13 protein-coding genes are annotated in these 17,664 nt (G+C 51.5%); 2 read left to right on the plus strand and 11 right to left on the minus strand.

Going from position 1 to position 17,664, the window contains the following annotated elements:
• Window positions 1-24: 24 nt before the first annotated feature.
• The 9 genes from WFK81_RS26610 to WFK81_RS26650 all read right to left on the minus strand — a co-directional run bounded on the left by WFK81_RS26610 (window position 25) and on the right by WFK81_RS26650 (window position 10,355).
• Entirely contained in the window at window positions 25-1,581 is a 1,557-nt protein-coding gene (locus WFK81_RS26610) for an ABC-F family ATP-binding cassette domain-containing protein (protein WP_336789938.1), read from the minus strand.
• Window positions 1,582-1,766: 185 nt separating this feature from the next.
• Complete coding sequence (locus WFK81_RS26615) at window positions 1,767-2,600, minus strand: RMD1 family protein (protein WP_336789939.1); 834 nt, start codon at window positions 2,598-2,600, stop codon at window positions 1,767-1,769.
• A 138-nt stretch (window positions 2,601-2,738) separates the two neighbouring features.
• On the minus strand, window positions 2,739-3,689 hold the full coding sequence (locus tag WFK81_RS26620; RefSeq protein WP_336789940.1) for a nucleoside hydrolase: 951 nt from the start codon (window positions 3,687-3,689) through the stop codon (window positions 2,739-2,741).
• Window positions 3,686-4,633 (minus strand): ribokinase, encoded by a 948-nt coding sequence (gene rbsK / locus WFK81_RS26625; protein ID WP_336789942.1) that lies wholly within the window; start codon window positions 4,631-4,633, stop codon window positions 3,686-3,688. The genes WFK81_RS26620 and rbsK overlap by 4 nt, the downstream gene beginning before the upstream one ends.
• Window positions 4,633-5,541, minus strand: a complete 909-nt coding sequence (locus WFK81_RS26630) for a nucleoside hydrolase (RefSeq protein ID WP_336789944.1) — start codon at window positions 5,539-5,541, stop codon at window positions 4,633-4,635. Before WFK81_RS26630 ends, rbsK begins: the two co-directional genes overlap by 1 nt.
• 59 nt (window positions 5,542-5,600) lie before the next feature.
• A complete protein-coding gene (locus WFK81_RS26635) occupies window positions 5,601-6,545 on the minus strand; it encodes an ABC transporter permease (protein ID WP_336789946.1) in 945 nt (314 codons plus the stop codon).
• Window positions 6,538-7,587 (minus strand): ABC transporter permease, encoded by a 1,050-nt coding sequence (locus tag WFK81_RS26640; protein ID WP_336789947.1) that lies wholly within the window; start codon window positions 7,585-7,587, stop codon window positions 6,538-6,540. Before WFK81_RS26640 ends, WFK81_RS26635 begins: the two co-directional genes overlap by 8 nt.
• Window positions 7,580-9,136, minus strand: a complete 1,557-nt coding sequence (locus WFK81_RS26645; RefSeq protein ID WP_336789949.1) for an ABC transporter ATP-binding protein — start codon at window positions 9,134-9,136, stop codon at window positions 7,580-7,582. Before WFK81_RS26645 ends, WFK81_RS26640 begins: the two co-directional genes overlap by 8 nt.
• A gap of 76 nt (window positions 9,137-9,212) precedes the next feature.
• Window positions 9,213-10,355, minus strand: a complete 1,143-nt coding sequence (locus tag WFK81_RS26650; RefSeq protein ID WP_336789950.1) for a BMP family lipoprotein — start codon at window positions 10,353-10,355, stop codon at window positions 9,213-9,215.
• Between the two features lie 170 nt (window positions 10,356-10,525).
• On the opposite strand from WFK81_RS26650, the gene WFK81_RS26655 reads away from it, so the two are divergent.
• Window positions 10,526-11,278 carry a helix-turn-helix transcriptional regulator gene (locus tag WFK81_RS26655; protein WP_336789951.1) on the plus strand — a complete coding sequence of 251 codons (753 nt, stop codon included), beginning with the start codon at window positions 10,526-10,528 and terminating at the stop codon, window positions 11,276-11,278.
• A gap of 89 nt (window positions 11,279-11,367) precedes the next feature.
• Here the strand turns inward: WFK81_RS26655 and WFK81_RS26660 are convergent, their stop codons facing one another.
• Together WFK81_RS26660 and WFK81_RS26665 are read right to left on the minus strand one after the other, a co-directional pair.
• A complete protein-coding gene (locus WFK81_RS26660) occupies window positions 11,368-12,360 on the minus strand; it encodes a LacI family DNA-binding transcriptional regulator (protein ID WP_336789953.1) in 993 nt (330 codons plus the stop codon).
• 76 nt (window positions 12,361-12,436) lie between these two features.
• Window positions 12,437-15,793 carry a GH36-type glycosyl hydrolase domain-containing protein gene (locus tag WFK81_RS26665; protein ID WP_336789955.1) on the minus strand — a complete coding sequence of 1,119 codons (3,357 nt, stop codon included), beginning with the start codon at window positions 15,791-15,793 and terminating at the stop codon, window positions 12,437-12,439.
• A gap of 497 nt (window positions 15,794-16,290) precedes the next feature.
• Between WFK81_RS26665 and WFK81_RS26670 the strand changes: the two genes are divergently transcribed.
• Window positions 16,291-17,565 carry a sugar ABC transporter substrate-binding protein gene (locus WFK81_RS26670; protein WP_336789957.1) on the plus strand — a complete coding sequence of 425 codons (1,275 nt, stop codon included), beginning with the start codon at window positions 16,291-16,293 and terminating at the stop codon, window positions 17,563-17,565.
• The last annotated feature ends 99 nt before the right edge of the window (window positions 17,566-17,664 follow it).

The raw sequence follows: 17,664 nt of genomic DNA on the forward strand, positions 1-17,664 counted from the left end.
TAAAACTGAAAACCTTGCGATATCTTATCTCTGGCTCTGCATAGCCCAAGCTTCTACATCCCATGTTTTCGTTGCCCAATCCTCATAGAAATCAGGCTCGTGAGAGACAAGAACGATCGTACCTTTATAGGCTTTCAGCGCACGCTTCAACTCGGCCTTAGCCACGATGTCCAGATGGTTCGTCGGTTCATCGAACAGGATCCAGTTGCTCTCCCGCATCATCAGCTTGCACAGACGAACCTTCGCCTGCTCTCCCCCGCTGAGCTGGTTAAGAGGGCGGGTAATATGCTCGTTCTTGAGCCCGCAGCGGGCAAGCGCAGCCCGAACCTCATGCTGGTTCATGGATGAAAACTCATCCCATACATCCTCCAGCGGAGTCATTGTCGGAGCCTTCGCTTCCTGCTCGAAATAGGCAGGCGATAAATAATCGCCAAGGTAGGTCTTGCCGTCAAGCGGCGGAATAACGCCAAGAATCGATTTCAGGAGCGTGGATTTACCCACGCCGTTGCAGCCGACGATTGCAATCTTATCGCCGCGCTCAATGATCATATCCATCTTGGGAAGAAGGGGTTTATTATAGCCGATTACCATACCTTGTGCTTCAAACACGGTCTTGCCGCTTGATCTGGACTCCTTGAAGTTAAAAGTTGGCTTCGCCGCTTCCTCCGGCTTATCGATGAGATCGATACGGCCCAGCTGCTTCTCGCGACTCTTGGCACGCCCTGATGTTGATGCACGAGCCTTATTTTTCTGAATAAACTCTTCCTGCTTCTTAATATAATCCTGCTGTTTCGCGTAGGCGTCGATATGCTGCGCTTTGTTCAGCTCCGCCATCTCCAGGAACTTCTCATAGTTGGCGGTGTAACGCGTCAGCCTCGTAAATTCAAGATGATAAATCACGTTAACGACCTGATTCATAAAGCCGGTCTCATGGGAAATAAGAACAAAGGCATGCGGATAATTTTTCAAATAGTTCGTCAGCCAGTTAACATGCTCTTCGTCCAAATAGTTGGTAGGCTCATCAAGCAATAGGACGCCCGGCTTCTCGAGCAGCAGCTTGGCAAGCAGAACCTTCGTCCGCTGTCCGCCGCTAAGCGCCGTAACGTCACGGTCAAGTCCTATTGCGTTAAGACCTAACCCATTGGCCATTTCATCGACCTTCACGTCGATCAAATAGAAATCGCCGATTTCGAGCTCCTCTTGAATTTCCCCCATGCGCTGGAGCAGCTGCTCCAGCGTGTCCGGATCGGCCTCGCCCATCCGCGCGGCAATATCGTTAAGCTCCTCCTCCAATACAAGCAGCGGCAGGAACGCGTCCTTGAGCACATCGCGAATCGTCTTTCCCGCTTCAAGCTTCGTATGCTGGTCGAGATAACCGTAACGAACGCGGGGCGTCCATTCTACCTTGCCTTCGTCCTTCAGCAGCTTGCCCGTCAAAATATTCATAAGCGTCGATTTCCCTGTGCCATTCGCGCCAACCAGGCCGATATGCTCCCCTTCAAGCAAACGGAAATTCACATCCTTAAATAATACCCGGTCGCCAAACGTATGCGATAAATGCTCAACCGTCAACAAACTCATTATTCTTTATCTCCATTCCTGTGTGAACCCTATTAAATTACGATGCACTCTCTCGATTAATCGATTCATTGTACCACACTTCCGCTCATCTAACTCCCGGCATTGGCGGATACAGCCAAGTTTGCCGCAACTATCAATAAAAGAGCCGGAATCCTAATCGGATTTCCGGCTCTTCAGTGGACTTATTACAGTACTCCGGCAATTTGCAGAACGGTCAGAATAACCTCTATGACAATAAGGATTACAATAATCCATTCCACGAACAGGCCCCGGATCGAATGGCTGATCGTCGAGAACCCTTCTATAATGTGATGCAGGAACTCGGTTTTGTTTTTTAATATTTTGTACCGGTCATTCAATTCGAAGAATTCCAGCATCTTGTCGTAAAATTCGCCGGCATGGCTGCTGCTCCAAGTAATATCGGGCTTATCCAATATCATGATGTATGCCAGCGAATTATATTCGTAACGCAGGATGATCGCCGTCGTCCGGGCCAGCTCCTTATTACCGATTCGGAGCTTTCCTTTCTCAAGCCGTTCAATCACCGTCTCCAGCTTGTCGTTGATTTTCCCCAGCTGCTCTTCCACTTTCTCAAAGGCGACCGATTTCGCAAGAACGGTGGATATCAGTTCGGGATGGAAATGCTCGTATTCCGGCACTTCCACATACTCATCCGTCAATTCAAAGGAATCTTTCTCCCCGTAATGAAGACTGTAGTCGTCGGAATAACGATCGGCGTTCGCAATATCAATTTCCGGCTCAAAGGTTTGTAGGTATCTCAGAAAAGCGATAATGTCTTGCGGGCGTGAATGATTAATAAAGACAATGCTGCCAAAAGAGAACACAAGCACCTGCTGCGTGTCCTCGGTTTGATGCTGAAGAATAGCCTCCAGAATGTCGCCCTTTAGAATTAAAGGCTGCTCCCAGGTGAATTTCTTCGGAATTCCGCAATGGATAGCAATCTGGTTCAGGTCAATTTCATTCGTGATGGCAAAAGCTTTAAAGGTCATTTCCTTCATTTCTATCACTCTTTTCAGTCGAACTGAAATTTTAGGCGTATTATCACATTATTCCCTGTCCTCTTTTCTTATAACCAAATCTGCTCCGCTAACAAAAGCCGGAATCCCTTAATGGGATCCCGGCCTCTTGTAGGCTTCCTATAAAAATACTTCGAGCAGCATATCAATAGCCTGCTGAGCGTCCACATCGACGCATACTTGGACAGGGCTGCCGACCGACGGCTTCCTGCGCAAATCGGCTACGGTCATGCCTACGCAATGCTCGCCCCCGCATTCAACGGACAAATGCATCGTTTGAGTCCGGACAACTCCCGGCTCGACAGCTACAAGCACCGTCAGCGGATCATGCATGGGAGCGCACTCGCGGTAGGCGTTAGCCTCCCTATAGAAATCGAAATAATACTGCATGGAACGGTAAATAAAGTCGACAACCGCTTCATTCTCCGGCTTGCTTAAGCGCCGCAAAGAATCCAGATGACTCTGAGAAAGCATCGTCTTCATCGTTACGTCAAGACCAACCAGCGTAATCGGCATGCCCGATTGGATCACCAAGTCAGCGGCTTCCGGATCACCCCATATATTTGCCTCCGAGACGGGCGTTACATTGCCGGGGACGTTGATTGCCCCGCCCATTACATAGAGACGCTTCACCTTGGCCGTCAGTCCGGGATCCTTTTGCAGCGCATGCGCGATATTCGTCAGTCTTCCCATTGCGACAATGACCAGTTCCCCTTTAAGTTCTTCCGCCTTGCGTACAATGAAATCCGCCGCAGGTTCCTCAATCCTGCGCTGCGAGGATGTTGGAATCTCAACATCCCCGATTCCGTTCCCGCCATGAACATGCGTCGCAAACCCATCCAGCGTGCGGACGAGCGGTCCGGAAGCTCCCTGACTGACGGGAATTTCGTTCTCGCGGCCGGCAAGCTTCAAGATCCGCAGTGTATTATCGGTTGCCTGCTCAACCGGAATATTGCCGAATACGGTTGTGATGCCTTCCAATTCGATCTTTGGCGACTTCAGGCCATACAAAATGGCGAGTGCGTCATCGATTCCGGTATCCGCGTCTATGATCATTTTCGTGCGAGTCATGCTAAGCTTCCCTCTTTTTCGTGTGCAGATTTAAATGTCTCTACCTCATGAAGCGTCGGCATGCCGTCTTGCGCCCCGAACTTCGTAACGGCAAGCGCCGATACCGCTATACCGTGCTTCACGCTTTCTTCCAGTCCGTTATGATCGGCAAGCGAGCAGGCTAATCCGCCGTTAAACGAGTCTCCGGCTCCGGTTGTATCCGCAACCTTAACCCGATACGCCTTGGCACGCTGCAGGCTCCCGCCGCATTCTTTCCAGGCGGCACCTTCGCTGCCAAGCGTAGCAATGACAACTTGGGGGCCGCGCGCAAGCAAGGCGTCCATCGCGTTCTCCAGACCCTCGGCACTTGGATCGATGCCTGTCATCGCATGCAGCTCAGACTGGTTTGGCGTGATATAGCGCACTTTCCGAAGGACGTCCTCCGGAATTTCCCTTGCGGGCGCCGGATTTAATATAACGGGAATGCCTTGCTCATATGCCAAATTTACGGCGGCGGTTACGGCTTCCATCGGAATCTCCAGCTGCACGAGCATAATGGAGGCCTCTGCGATAACATCCCTCCATGCAAGTACGTTCTCCGGCGAGAGGGAGCCGTTCGCCCCCGGCACCACAACAATCGAATTATCCTGCTGAGCCAGCGTGATGGAAGCGATGCCGGTTGCAACGCCGGGTTTTGTCAAAAGACGTTTGATGTTCACTCCGTTTGCCTCAAGCGATTCAAACAAGCTTTTGCCAAAAGCATCCTCCCCAACGGCCCCCAGCATAACAGACTCATGTCCAAGCCTAGCGCATGCGACAGCTTGATTGGCACCTTTGCCGCCGGGATGGAAATGCGCCTCTTGCCCGGACAATGTCTCGCCTTTCTCCGGAAACCGAGTCGTTTGAACAACGATATCCATGTTTAAGCTGCCTACGACGACGACTTTTCCTTTGCGTGAGCCCATCAAGCCCCCTCCTTGAGAAGACGGCTCATCAAAAGCCGAACCATGCGGTCCGCCTCCACGTCCAGGCAGACCGTCACGTTTGCAGGCTCATCAAACGTGGCCACGGTCTGCCCCGTTCTCGGCCGGTGATCATACTCCACCTGAATGTTCATTTTCCTCGTCTGAACCAGGCTTCTATCGATCAATAAGGAGACGGTCAGCGGATCATGCATATACGTATGCCGCTCCTGAACGAAGCCGAACCAACGCTCCATCATATCGGCAAGCTTCAAATTAAGCGGATCGTTGGTGCGGATCAGCCTTTGACGCTCCTGCTCCGTAATTTGAACCTTCATGGTAACGTCGAGACCAACCATGACGATCGGCGCTCCGCTGCCGAATACGACCGATGCCGCCTCCGGATCGCAAGCAATATTATGCTCCACGACGCGAATATCCGCTCCGTTATCGCCAAGACGAGTTGCACCCCCCATCAACACGATTTCCTTGACGTTGCTTGCTACTCTTGGTTCCCGAATAAGGCTCGCGGCGATATTGGTCAACGGGCCAATCGGAATAAGCGTAATTTCGCCGGGGTTGTTCATGACCGTTTCAATAATAAAATCAACCGCATGGCGCCGGTCATAGTCCGGCTCTTCGCCGGGCTCCAACAGACCTTCGCCTTCATGTCCCGCCATCCAGACAGGGCGGTTGCCAAGCAGCGGACGATTAAGCCCTGCCATAACAGGTATATCCGGTTTACCCGCAAGCTGAATCATCTTGCTGACCATCTTTGCGCGAAGATGAGCATCCCCGTAAACCGTCGTTACGCCCTCCAGCTTCAGCTCCGGCGAACGAAGAGCAAGGGCAAGCGCCATCGCGTCATCAATGTCGCTGCCGATATCTGTATCAATAATAATGCGAGTCATAATTCCATCCTCTCCCGAGCTTGCCGAGCAATCTGTTCCTTCGGCGAACACTCCGGTGTTTATTTGTTTTTCTCTAGGGTTTTGGCAAGCTTCCGGCTCTTAACCTTTGCTTCCGTAAGCGCGTATACAACGAGACCGATTACGGTAACGACATAAGGCGTCGTTCCGATCAGCTCCGCAGGAATTTTCAATACTTGCAGGGCATTGGCCAGCGCATCGGCCGCTCCGAACAGCAAAGAGGACAAGAACGTGCCTAACGTTGTACTGCGTCCAACGGCTTCAGCCGCAATGCCGATCCATCCTCTCCCAGCCGTCATATCCCGCGTGAAGAGCGACAGATACCCCATCGACATATACACGCCGCCTAGCGACGCGAAAAATCCGGAGATCAGCAGCGCCGTAAATTGCACGCGGTTAACGCGGACCCCAACCGACTGGGCAGCTTGCGGATTTTCGCCGACGGCACGGATGCGCAGGCCAAGCGGAGTTTTCGCCAGCATATAATAGAGGCCGGCAACGCAAAGCAGCGAAACATACGTAAGCACGTTATGACCGGACAGAATAGGACCAATGACAGGGATATCCTGCAGAAGCGGAATATGAACCGATGGAAGCACGCCGCTTTTTAAGGAGGTCGAAGCTCCTTTGTCCCCGCTGACCAAATACAAGATAAATACGGTGCCGCCCGAAGCGAACATGTTCACCGCGATACCGCCCAGAATAATATGGGTTTTGAACTTCAGAGTAAAAAATCCAAGCAAGGCCGCGATCGCCACTCCCGAAGCCATTCCGGCAAGCAGCCCGATCCAGGCGCTTCCCGTATAGGCACTGACGATAACACCCGTTAGCGCCGAAGTAAGCATCGTTCCTTCCATCCCGATATTGACGATGCCGGCTTTATTCGAGATCAGTGCTCCCAGCGCCGCGAACAGGATTGGCGTCATAACGCGGAGCACGGAGAAAGCGAAGTCCGTTGAGAACAAAATAGGAAAGAAATTATTCACGAATACCCGCCTCCTTGAGCAGCATGCGAGTTTTCCAGAATTTCAGAAACTGTTCCGCGGAAATAAGCAGAATAATGACGGCCTGCACGATGGAAATCAACTCCGCGGGCACATCGGACATGCGGGCCATTTGATCCGCGCCGATGCGGATGTAAGCCAGAAACAACGCTGCGCCGATAACCGACAGCGGGTTGTTTTTGGCGAGAAGCGCCACAAGCGCCCCGTCCAGTCCGTATCCCGGGAGCCCCGTCCATTGGAAGCGGTTGTACATCCCCAGCACCTCGACCGAGCCGCCCATACCCGCAAGGAAGCCTGCAATAAGATGGACCACGATGATGACCTTGGTCGTATTAATCCCGGAGTACTCGGCAAAGGAACGGTTCGAGCCCGTCATGCGCAGCTCGTAGCCCCATTTTGTTTTGTAAAGATAATAATGCACGGCCACAACAGACAAGACTGCAAGAATCAGGCCGATATGAATCCGTGTTCCCGGCACGAGATTATTGAGCATGGCCGTGGTATGGAATTTGTAGGAGGCATTAACGAACGCCTGCGGATCCCGCAGCTTGTAGTTTAAAAAGTACAAGCCGACGCCAAACAATATACTGTTGAACATAAGCGAGGTGACCAGCTCGTTTACGTTCCATTTGGCTTTCAATATACCCGGAATCGCCGACAATAGAGCCCCTGTCAACCCGCCTGCCAGAATGGCAGCGATCGGGTGTACAAATGAGCTTAGCGTAAAATGAACGGCTATAGCGGATGCTACGATACCGGCAAAATAGAACAGCCCTTCCGCTCCAAGGTTGAACAAATTCGCCCGGAACAACAAAGCAACGGACAAGCCTGTAAACATTAAAGGAATCGCCATCTCGACTACGTTACCGATATGCGATACCGAAGAGACAGGCTCCGTCAAGAACACGACCATTGTACGCAGCGGGTCGTCACTTACAACCGCAATAACGATAAGCGTCAGCAGCAGCGATATCGCAATGACCGCAATCGTCCGTATTTTCTCAAAGTGGATGGCTTTAATCATGGAGAGCTCTCCTTACTTCGGCTTCGTCCTGGCGCTTGATGCCAAGCATCGCAAAGCCTAATTCTTCTTCCGTGACCTGCTTAACGTCCGGATAATAAGCAACAAACTGCCCGTTATACATCACGAGCAGACTATCGCTCACCTCCAAAATCTCATTTAAATCCGCCGACAACAGCAATATCGCGCAGCCATCATCCCGCATCTCCAGCAGCCTCTCGTGAATAAGCCGCGCCGCCCCGATATCCACGCCCCGCGTCGGCTGCTCGGCAATCAGCAGCTTTGGCGCCGCTTCGCATTCACGCGCGACAACAATTTTCTGCATATTGCCGCCGGACAACATGCCGATCGGCTGCTCCGGCCCTTTGCAACGAACGTTATAACGTGTTATTTGCTCCTCGGTAAACCGGGTAATTTTTTTCTTGTTTAAGAAAAAGCCCCGGTTCCACTCCTTCATGCGGTAGAATATTGCGATTAAATTATCGGAAATGCTGGCGTCCTTGGCCGCTCCTTGCCGCATCCGGTCTTCCGGAATGTACGAAACGCCCTTATCGCGGACTTCCTTGATAGACCGCCCGATCATACTCTCCCCTGCGACTTCAGCCGTCCCAGTGACACCGGGAAGACTGCCGGTCAACGCCTGTACAAGCTCCGCTTGTCCGTTGCCTTCCACGCCGGCTATCCCGACAATTTCGCCTTCGCGTACCGAGAAGCTGACATTGCGAAGCAGCGGCTTGCCTTCCGCGCCAACGTAGAACAAATCCTTCGCCCGGAGAACGGCAGGACCGGCCTGACGATCGGTTTTGTCATATTTCAACACAACATCCCTGCCGACCATGAGGCGGGAGATATCCTGCTCCGACATGTCGGAAGTCGTAAATACGCCTTCCGTCTTGCCGCTTCGCATAATCGTAATGCGGTCGCAAATCTCTTTTACCTCTTTCAGCTTGTGGGAAATAAAGACAATCGTATGGCCTTCGCGCTTCAGCCCCTTCAGCTCTCGAAACAACTCTTCGGTCTCTTGCGGCGTCAGGACGGCGGTAGGCTCGTCCAGGATCAAAATTTTGGCGCCGCGAATAAGCACTTTCAGAATTTCGACCTTTTGCTTCATGCCCACGGACAGGTTCTCCACCTTGGCAAGCGGATCTATCGCAAGATTGTATTTGGCTGACAGCTCTTCCGTCATTCGTACGGCTTCTTTGCAGTTGATATAACCACCCTTGGTCGGCTCCATGCCAAGCACGATATTTTGCACAACCGAGAAAGAGGGAACAAGCATAAAATGCTGATGCACCATGCCGATGCCGTTGTCTATCGCATCCTGCGGCGAACGGAACTTTACTTTGCGCCCAGCCAGAAGCATTTCGCCTTCGCTTGGCTCTTCCATGCCAAAGATCATCTTCATGAGAGTGGACTTGCCGGCTCCGTTCTCGCCAACGATGGCATGAATTTCTCCTTCGTTCAGCGAGAAGTTGACATTCGAATTGGCCACGACGCCATTCGGATACACCTTGGTTATATTGCGCATTTCAAGCAATGGAGAAGATCCCATTCGTTGACATCTCCTTTCTTAATTTCAAAATGAAGGGGGATTCCGCATGGCAGAATCCCCCGTCGAAAAGCCCGTTTTAAGGCTTCACCGATTGGCGAATTTGTTCGATCTGCGCCGTATCCATGCCCATAGCGTTGCTGACTTTAATTTCTCCGGATGCGAGCTTTGATGTTAATTCTTTGATCTTGCTGCGGGCTTCCTCTGGGAGAACGGAATTATAAACGTTGTTCTCGGCCAAACCGACCCCGCCTTGCAGAAGACCCGCTACAACAAGCTTCCCGGTTGGCAGAGAGCCGTCTTTGGCCTGCTTCACCGCATTCAGAATAACATCATCGATCTTCTTGATCGCAGACGTAATAATCAGATTCGCTTTCTCGTCGTCGGTCCCTTGCATCATAGCGGACTGGTCGGAATCGACTCCAATCGCATATTTCTTCTGATCCTTAGCGGCGTCGAATACGCCTAATCCCGTACCGCCGGCCACGTTAAAGATCACGTCAACGCCCGATTTGTACTGCAGCAGCGAAAGCTCCTTCCCTTTGCCCGGATTCGCAAAGTCTCCCGCGTAGGAAATCGCTACTTTTATGTCGGGCACAACATATTTCGCCCCTTCGATATAACCTACAAGGAAGGCGTTGATGCCCGGAATATCCATCCCGCCTACAAATCCGATTTTCTTGTCCGGATTAGCATTCGGCAATCCGGAAGTTGAAGCAAGCGCCGCCGTTGCTCCCGCAAGGAAGGAAACCTCATTGGTTGCGTAAGATACGCCGTAAACGTTGGAGGCAAGCTCCGGGATGTCCGTATCGTAGTTAATGAATTTCTTGTCCGGATGATTCTGGGCCGCAGCGTTCATAAGCTCGGTAATTTGCGAGCCGCCGGAAATAATAAGATCCCAATCCTGAGCGGCAACGTCCTCCAGTGTCGGCCCGTATTTCGTTTGATCCGTGCCCATCTCGATAACTTTTGTCTCTACGCCAAGCGTTTGCTTCGCCTTCTCCAACCCGGCGTTAGCAGCGTCAAAGAACGACTTGTCTCCAAGCGTGCCGGGAATGAGCAGCACAGCCTTAAAGGCATTCTTTCCGCCGGTTGTCGTACCCGCATTGGCTTCTTTATTCGAAGCTGCACCGCCGGTTGAATCCGGGGTAGAAATGTTTTTTTCGCAAGCGGTTACAAAAATTAGTGCCATCAGAAACAGCAGCGTTAATGCTTTTCTCATTGACCGATTCCTCGCTTCATAGTGGTGTTTCATCGAAGGCCATACGACCTGTGCCGGCAGTTGCTACGGCTATCAATGTGACCTCATTGTAGCAAACTACCGCCGTTATCTTTATTGCCATTCGGCCAATATTATTATATGATTCGGCTAAATTGACGGAGGTGAGCTTGGTGAATCTTCTCGACTTTCTATTCTATTCCAAAAGGGAAGAAAGCCGTTATATTCCTCCCCACAGCCACGAATGCTACGAGCTGGTCTATTATTTCGGAGGGTCGGGCGAGAGCCGCATCGGCTCCAAATTTTACTCATTTGGCGATGACATGCTTGCCGTTATCTCTCCCGGCACGGTACATGACGAACGGCATGATTCCGAGGGTGATGTGCTGTTCATTGGTTTCCATACCGATCATGGCGCCCTTGGAAATATCAATACGATCATTAAGGATCATGGGAACAGCGGCATCAAACCTCTTATTTTGCGCATGAATGAAGAGTTCTCAGGCAAGAAACAAGGCTATTCCGAAATGCTGAATCTCATGATTGGCGAGCTTGTCATTCTAATCAGCCGTTTGACGGATACGAGAAAGTCCGAGCAGTCGTCTCCGAATCCATTGCAATATGTAAGAAACTATATGGAAGAGCATTTCAGGCAAAAAATCACCGTCGAAGAATTGGCCAAAATGTCCGGCTACAGCTATGACCGTTTTCGCCACTTATTTAAGGAAGAGTACGGCATGCCTCCTCTTCAATTTCTGTTCCAAAAGCGGATGAACTACGCCAAGCTCATGCTGTACGAGACGAATGAGCAAGTATCGCAAATCGCCCACTCTTGCGGCTTTTCCAGCGAGGTGCAGTTTTGCAGCATGTTCAAACGAGAGACGGGCATGACCGCGAAGGCCTTCCGCCAACGCAACAAAAAATAAGGCAAGGAATTACTACTATCCTTGCCTCTGCAATGAAAAAAAAATACACCGTCGAATGCGCCTAGGCACATGACGATGCAGTCTATTCGTTAAAGATTAGCGGAACCTACCGTCTCTCCTTTAATAAGTGAGACATAGATACGCTCCTGCTCGACCTCTTGGCCGCCAATCAGCCGGAGCAGCTGCTCCGCCGCAATAGCTCCCCATTTGCGCTTTGAATAATCGATGGTAGCGAGGCGAGGATGCATGAAGGAGGACAGCTCCAGATTATCAAAGCCGATGAGATGCAGATCCCGGCCGATTACAATATCCGGATGATTCCTTTGCAGGTAATGGCACATCCCGATCGCCATTTCGTCGTTGAAGCAGAATATGGCCGCCGGTTCGCCTATGGAGCCGATAATGCCGTCCGCGACTAATCTTGCCGCGGCATGCTCGCCCGAGGACTTGTTGAAATCGCCTTCAATAACGGTAAGCGAAGCATCGCTTGCGCGCTCTACCACCTGGGTGGCCGCCGCCAAGCGCTGCTTGGAGTCAAAGGAGCCTCTTGGCCCCGTTATGGCATACAGCTTCCGGTGTCCTTGTTCCAGCAAGTATTCGACCGCCAGCGCCGCTCCGGCTTTATTGTCGAGCAGCACCTGGTTAACGTTCGCGTGGTTCAGCTCCCGGTCCAGCACGACCAGCTTGTGCCCGCGTTCCGCGTAGCTGGCCAGCTCCTTGCTGTCGAACGTCTCGTCGAGGATAATGGCTCCGTCGATCAATCTCTCCGGAAGCATGCGGTGCGACTGCTTGCCGCTGCAGACGATTAGATCATAGCCTTTGACCGACAGCACTTCCTTCATCCCCTGAAGGAGGTCTCCATAGAACGCCCCGCTGAAATCGGTCAGAAATACCCCGATGATTTTCGTTTCTCTCCGCTTGAGCGATCGCGCGGCAGCATTCGGGACATAGTTCAATTCACTGGCAACCGCCAATATTCTGGCCGTTGTTTCTTCCGTTACTTTCGGATTACCGTTTAATGCGTAAGATACGGTCGATATTGAAACGCCCGCTTGTTTGGCGATGTCTTTAATGCTGACCACAGTTCCCACTCCTCCTTGTCCTTATTCTACTATAACACAAGGACTGGCGGCACCTAGATACCGCCAGTCCTTCCGATTACATAAATATTTCAATCCGGTTGCCTTCAGGGCGCAGGCTTGCGGTCAGCTGTTCTTCCGCAATACGCATGCCGCCGTCGCGGTAACGGTTATCCGTATAGGTGAACTCCGTTTCCTGACCGTTAATGAGGATGCGGCTTACGCTCGCTCCTCCGCCTAGACGGTAGACAAACGTAACCGGCTTGCCGTTCCAGCCAAAATCAAACGTTAGTCCGTCCAGCTTCTCCGGCAATACCGGATCGACAACAAGGTCACAGCCAAGCTGGCGAATCCCGAGGGCATTCGAGATCAGCTGGTTCATGTAGATTCCCGGGCCGCTCGAATAAATGCGCCATCCGCCCTTCACCTGCACGCTGCCGTCACGCAGTTCGCCGAAGCGCTCCTGAGCGTCATAACGGTTCATGAACTTGCCGTCGGAGCTGCTGAAGTAGGAGTTGCTTTGACGCAGCTCGGCGTTTGGAACAACGTCGCGAAGACCAACCGGGTTGATGGTCAAGAGTCCCTTCCATACTTCGTCGGTCTTGCCCAGCTTCGCCATCGCCTCTACGAAACGGATATGCGCATGGACGTACTGCAGGCCAATCTCCCGTCCAAAGTTAGCGGCCTGTTCCGCGCGCTTGAAGTTTACGCTGACGCCGCCCGCGTAATTCGCAGGCCGGTTCATCAGACGTACGCCGTCCGGACAGTACAGCTTCTCTTTGATAATGCGGTAGTGAGCCTCCGCTTGTTCTTCCGTCAGGAGCTCGCTGATCATGCTGCGCGTCATCGGAAGCAGACGGTATTGAATACCCGTAGTCGTGTCCGTCGGATGCAGCATCAGCTTCGCTTCCTCCGGCTTCTCCATGTAGACGAAGCCCGGAATAACCTCTTCCGCCAGCATGTAGCGGTTAAAGTCCGCCTGAATGCCAGCCGCCAGCTGCGCAAGTTCCTCGGCAAGCGCGGAATCAAAGCTTTCCAGCACGCGGCCGAATTGCGCGATAACCTGATAAGTCAGCGAAACCGTCCAGCTGCTGATCATATATTTTTTGAGCTGGGCATTTGCCGGCTGCAGCGTGTCGTCCCAGTCTCCGTCGCCGTAGGAGGACAAGTGCGTGCCATGCAGAAAATGCTCTTTAATATAGTCGATTTCCTTGATTGCGTGATCAAGCAAAGTCGCGGATTGTGCCGTGAATTCGCCCGTATGGCGAATCGAGTAAGGAACGCGTTGCTCCAGAATGCCGTAATCCTTGGTCGCGGCCAGATAATCGCCAAGCACCTTCAGCGGCCACACGATAATATCGCCATGGCTCTCTTCCTGCTGGATCCGGTAATAACGGTCGAACATAAACCATTGCGGCCAGTTGCCTTCATCTTCGTATTGATGCGAGTAAACCGTCTTCAGAATTTCCGCCACTTGCTCGTACTTATGCGTGGACAGGAAGTATTCCGCCGGCCCTTGGCATACGTCGCGCGTGCCCCAAGCCGCTCCGCCGTATTGCTCGAGGCCATGCGGCACCGAATAGTGGACGAGCATATTATGCGTATACCACCATGCGAGCGAGTTCATTTTGGCGAGTTCAGCCTGCGCGGCGCCGTCATGGGATAGCTGGAAACCGTTCATCACCTGACGCAAAAAGGTTCTATAGCGCTCGATCTCGTCTGCCGCTTGTTTTTCTTCAAACGGCAGATCTTCGCCCTGCAGCAGCCCTTGAACCGTAATGGTCCAAGCCGAAGCTGTTGCAAGCTCAAGGACTACAAGCGATGCCGCACCTGGCGTTAAGCCTTCGGCAAGGACGCTCTCGTCCGCTACGGTAACTGCCGCACCGTCTACGCGCAGACGGTATTGCAGGTTCGGGAACACTTTCGTGCTTTGCGACCCGCTGTCTGCCTTGAAGATCAGCACGCCGTCCTTCTCTTCCATGGAGTAAGGCAGCTCGTATTCGTTATTGTTCATCGACACCTGATTCGTCACTCTAAACCGGTAGCCGAGCCCTTTCTGCGAGCGAAGCTCCAGACGAACCTCCGGCGAATCCACCGTTGTGTAGTTCGTGATGACAAGCGTATCGTCCGCCGTCTTGTAGAACCATTTCGCATAGTTGAAGCCCATCTCGAACATCGAAGGCATCGCTAGCAAGCGATAAACGCCGTCAATTTCAACGTAGATGCGCTGGCCGGAAGTCTTGAGCACGTTAAGCGCGTTGCGAGCATTGGTTATCATTTTGTGGAAATTCGTATTGCCCGCCAGAAGCTGCGAGTTGAAAATCCCATACATATAAGAGGTCGTCGTCATCACGTTGTCCGTCATGCGGTCATTGCCGCCGGACATCAAGATGTGGCCATGCGGACGCTCGACTAGCAGCTCCTTCTCCTTAAGCACCACATGCTCATGCGTTTCGGTGAAGAAGGACAAAAGTTGACCGTCCTGGAATTCTTCCTGCATCCGGTTCGGGTACATCGACTTGATCTCTTCCGGATCCATAGACAATGTACGAAGCGGCGATCCGATCGCAGACGATACGATAACCTTCGGATAAGTCTCTTCCGCCTCAGCTTTGTCAGCAGACTCTACTTGCTTCCAAGCCTCCAGCACTTCCTCGATATATTCAAGCTTCTCAACCGCAGAAGGATGATCCTTCTTGAACAGTCCATAGAATACGAAGCGTGCTTCGCCTTGAACCGGTGTCTTCGGAGTTTGAAGGGCCGCATACGTGAATTCATATTGATAGATCTCATTCGCCAGCGTAGGCCGCAGCAGGGCTTCCGGCACATCGGTCTCTTTATGGCTTAAGCCGAAGAATTGGAAGCCGTCTGTCGAATAGCCTGCCGCTCCCGTCAGCGAACCATGCTGCATGTAAGGGAAAGCCCCTCCCATCGGCTGATTTTGCCGGAAGCAGAGCGCATAACCAAGCTGCTCATCCCGGAAGACCTTATGGTCAACGTATTGGGAGATATACGCCTCGTTCGTGCGGACAGCCCCGATATCCCCAAGACCTAGATCCTGTCCGTAGACAACGTCAATCGTTGCTGCATTGCCGCCTTGGACGGTTACGTCCCAGAACCAAATGCCATGCTTCGTTAAGATAAAAGAAACCTTGTATATTAATTCGCCGCCAAATGCCGCTCCATCCCAGATCAGCTTATCGCCGGCTTTCGTCAAACGGCTGGATGAGCGAATGCCCAGCATCGGCTCAAAGCGAATGCCTTCCTCTGTATGCTTGCGAAGATAAAGATTGTTCATGGATCCGTCAACCGGATGCGCCATGACCTGATTCAGCATCGTTTCTCCAGACCGGGCAACAAACAGATCGCCGCTACTCCAGAAATCGAAAGCCAGTTCCCCGTTTTCCATACGGATCGTATTTTTTGCTGTCTCCATTATTTCAATTATGCCTCCCCATTTGTCCAACCTCATGTTATAGCCGAAATGGTTACGTGTAGGATTGCCTATTCGCGTTGTATTCTTCACACCAATGAAATCAAAATCAACTATAGAAACGTTTCGATAATACCTAGAACAGGATTATAATCAAATAATTTCGGGTCGTCAACCTTGTAAAAATGATAAATAGAAACGTTTCTATTAATTCCGTTGTGTAAAAAAATAATACTTGAAAGCGCTTATGCTCTGATCTATAATGTCGTTGAAACGTTTCAATAATGAGTTAGCCTAAAATTAAACGCAAGGGATTGTCTTGAAGAACATCTGAGAAGGAGGGAATCGGGCACTATCGAAACGATTCTCGAACAGAGGATTGACTGAAAAAGCGAATACGACGGCTGCGCTAGCCTATAAAGCAAAGCCGAATAATTGAAGCATTGCCACTGCATACTATTTTTTAACAACCGACAACATGGGGAGGTCTTGTTTTTATTATGACATTCAAAAAATCTCTTACCGCTACGCTCGCAGGCTCCGTCCTGCTCATGGGCATTCTATCCGCTTGCGGCGGCAATAAAGCAGACAACAACAGCACCGCGGATCAAGGCAGCACGGGCAAAGGCAGCAAAGTTACTCTTAATGTATGGGGCATGGGCGAAGAAGCAAAATCCCTTCCGAAAATCGCCGAGCAATTCGAAGCCGAAAATCCGGACATCAAAATCAATGTTCAGCCGCTTCCATGGGATACGGCGCATGACAAGCTGCTGACGGCTGTTGCGTCGAAAAAAGGCCCGGACGTTGTGCAAATGGGTACAACTTGGATTCCGGAGTTCGCTAACGCCGGCGCATTGATGGACCTGTCCTCCGATATCGCGAACTATCCGGAGCTTGCGGACAGCAACTTCTATGAAGGTTCCTTGAATACAACGAAATATGACGGCAAAACCGTAGGCGTGCCTTGGTATATCGATACTCGAGTTCTTTACTACCGTACGGACCTGCTCAAAGAAGTCGGCTATGACCAAGCGCCAAAAACTTGGGACGAGCTGAAAGACGCGGCGGACAAGCTGAAAGCACGCGGCGCTAACAAATACGGCATCAGCCTTGACGTAAAAGAACAGACGCTTATGTTCATGTTCGCTCGCCAGAACGGTTCCAAACTGATCGAAGGCAACAAGCCGCTGTTTAATGAGCCTCAATTCGTAGAAGCGGTTGATTACCTGAACAGCTTCTTCAAAGACGGTGATACTCCGCTTGACCTCGGCATCGACATCGTAGCCGGCTTCAAAGGCGACGGCATCCTGCCAATGTTCATCAGCGGTCCATGGATGGTTAAACTGATTAACGATCAAGCTCCTGAGCTGAAGGGCAAATGGGCAACAGCGGTTCTTCCTGCAAAAGAAAACAACATCTCGGCGCTTGGCGGTTCCAACCTGTCCGTCTTCCAGTATACCCAGCATAAAGAAGAAGCAATGAAATTCCTTGCTTACATGAGCAAGCCTGAAACACAGCTCAAATGGCTGGAGCTTGCTAACGCCTTGCCTTCCACGAAGAAAGCTTGGGAAGATCCAAAGCTGACTAGCGATCCAAACCTGAAAGTGATCGGCGAGCAAATGAAGAGCTCCGAGCCAATGCCGCTCCTGAAGCCTTGGGAGCAAGTTGCGCAAGAAGCACTGAACTCGTTCGAGAAGATTTACCGAGGCCAATCGAAGACGCAAGACGAAATGAACAGCTTTAATAAGAAAGCTACCGATATTCTGAGTAAATAACATTACCTTCTTAGAATAAAAGCAAGAAGACCGGCAGCACTTCTAAACAGAAACGCTGCCGGTTATGTTTTATCATCATTTTTTGCGGTAGAAGCGCAA

The organism is Paenibacillus sp. MMO-177, from assembly GCF_037147795.1.
In the GTDB taxonomy this organism is placed as follows: Bacteria; Bacillota; Bacilli; order Paenibacillales; family Paenibacillaceae; genus Pristimantibacillus.

Excerpts from the sequence above, each read along its gene's own strand:
- WFK81_RS26645 (WP_336789949.1), bottom strand. The coding sequence starts at position 9,136 with ATGGGATCTTCTCCATTGCTTGAAATGCGCAATATAACCAAGGTGTAT.
- WFK81_RS26620 (WP_336789940.1), bottom strand. The coding sequence starts at position 3,689 with ATGACTCGCACGAAAATGATCATAGACGCGGATACCGGAATCGATGAC.
- WFK81_RS26665 (WP_336789955.1), bottom strand. The coding sequence starts at position 15,793 with ATGGAGACAGCAAAAAATACGATCCGTATGGAAAACGGGGAACTGGCT.
- WFK81_RS26615 (WP_336789939.1), bottom strand. The coding sequence starts at position 2,600 with ATGAAGGAAATGACCTTTAAAGCTTTTGCCATCACGAATGAAATTGAC.
- rbsK (WP_336789942.1), bottom strand. The coding sequence starts at position 4,633 with ATGGGCTCACGCAAAGGAAAAGTCGTCGTCGTAGGCAGCTTAAACATG.
- WFK81_RS26670 (WP_336789957.1), top strand. The coding sequence starts at position 16,291 with ATGACATTCAAAAAATCTCTTACCGCTACGCTCGCAGGCTCCGTCCTG.
- WFK81_RS26650 (WP_336789950.1), bottom strand. The coding sequence starts at position 10,355 with ATGAGAAAAGCATTAACGCTGCTGTTTCTGATGGCACTAATTTTTGTA.
- WFK81_RS26610 (WP_336789938.1), bottom strand. The coding sequence starts at position 1,581 with ATGAGTTTGTTGACGGTTGAGCATTTATCGCATACGTTTGGCGACCGG.
- WFK81_RS26640 (WP_336789947.1), bottom strand. The coding sequence starts at position 7,587 with ATGATTAAAGCCATCCACTTTGAGAAAATACGGACGATTGCGGTCATT.
- WFK81_RS26630 (WP_336789944.1), bottom strand. The coding sequence starts at position 5,541 with ATGACTCGCATTATTATTGATACAGATATCGGCAGCGACATTGATGAC.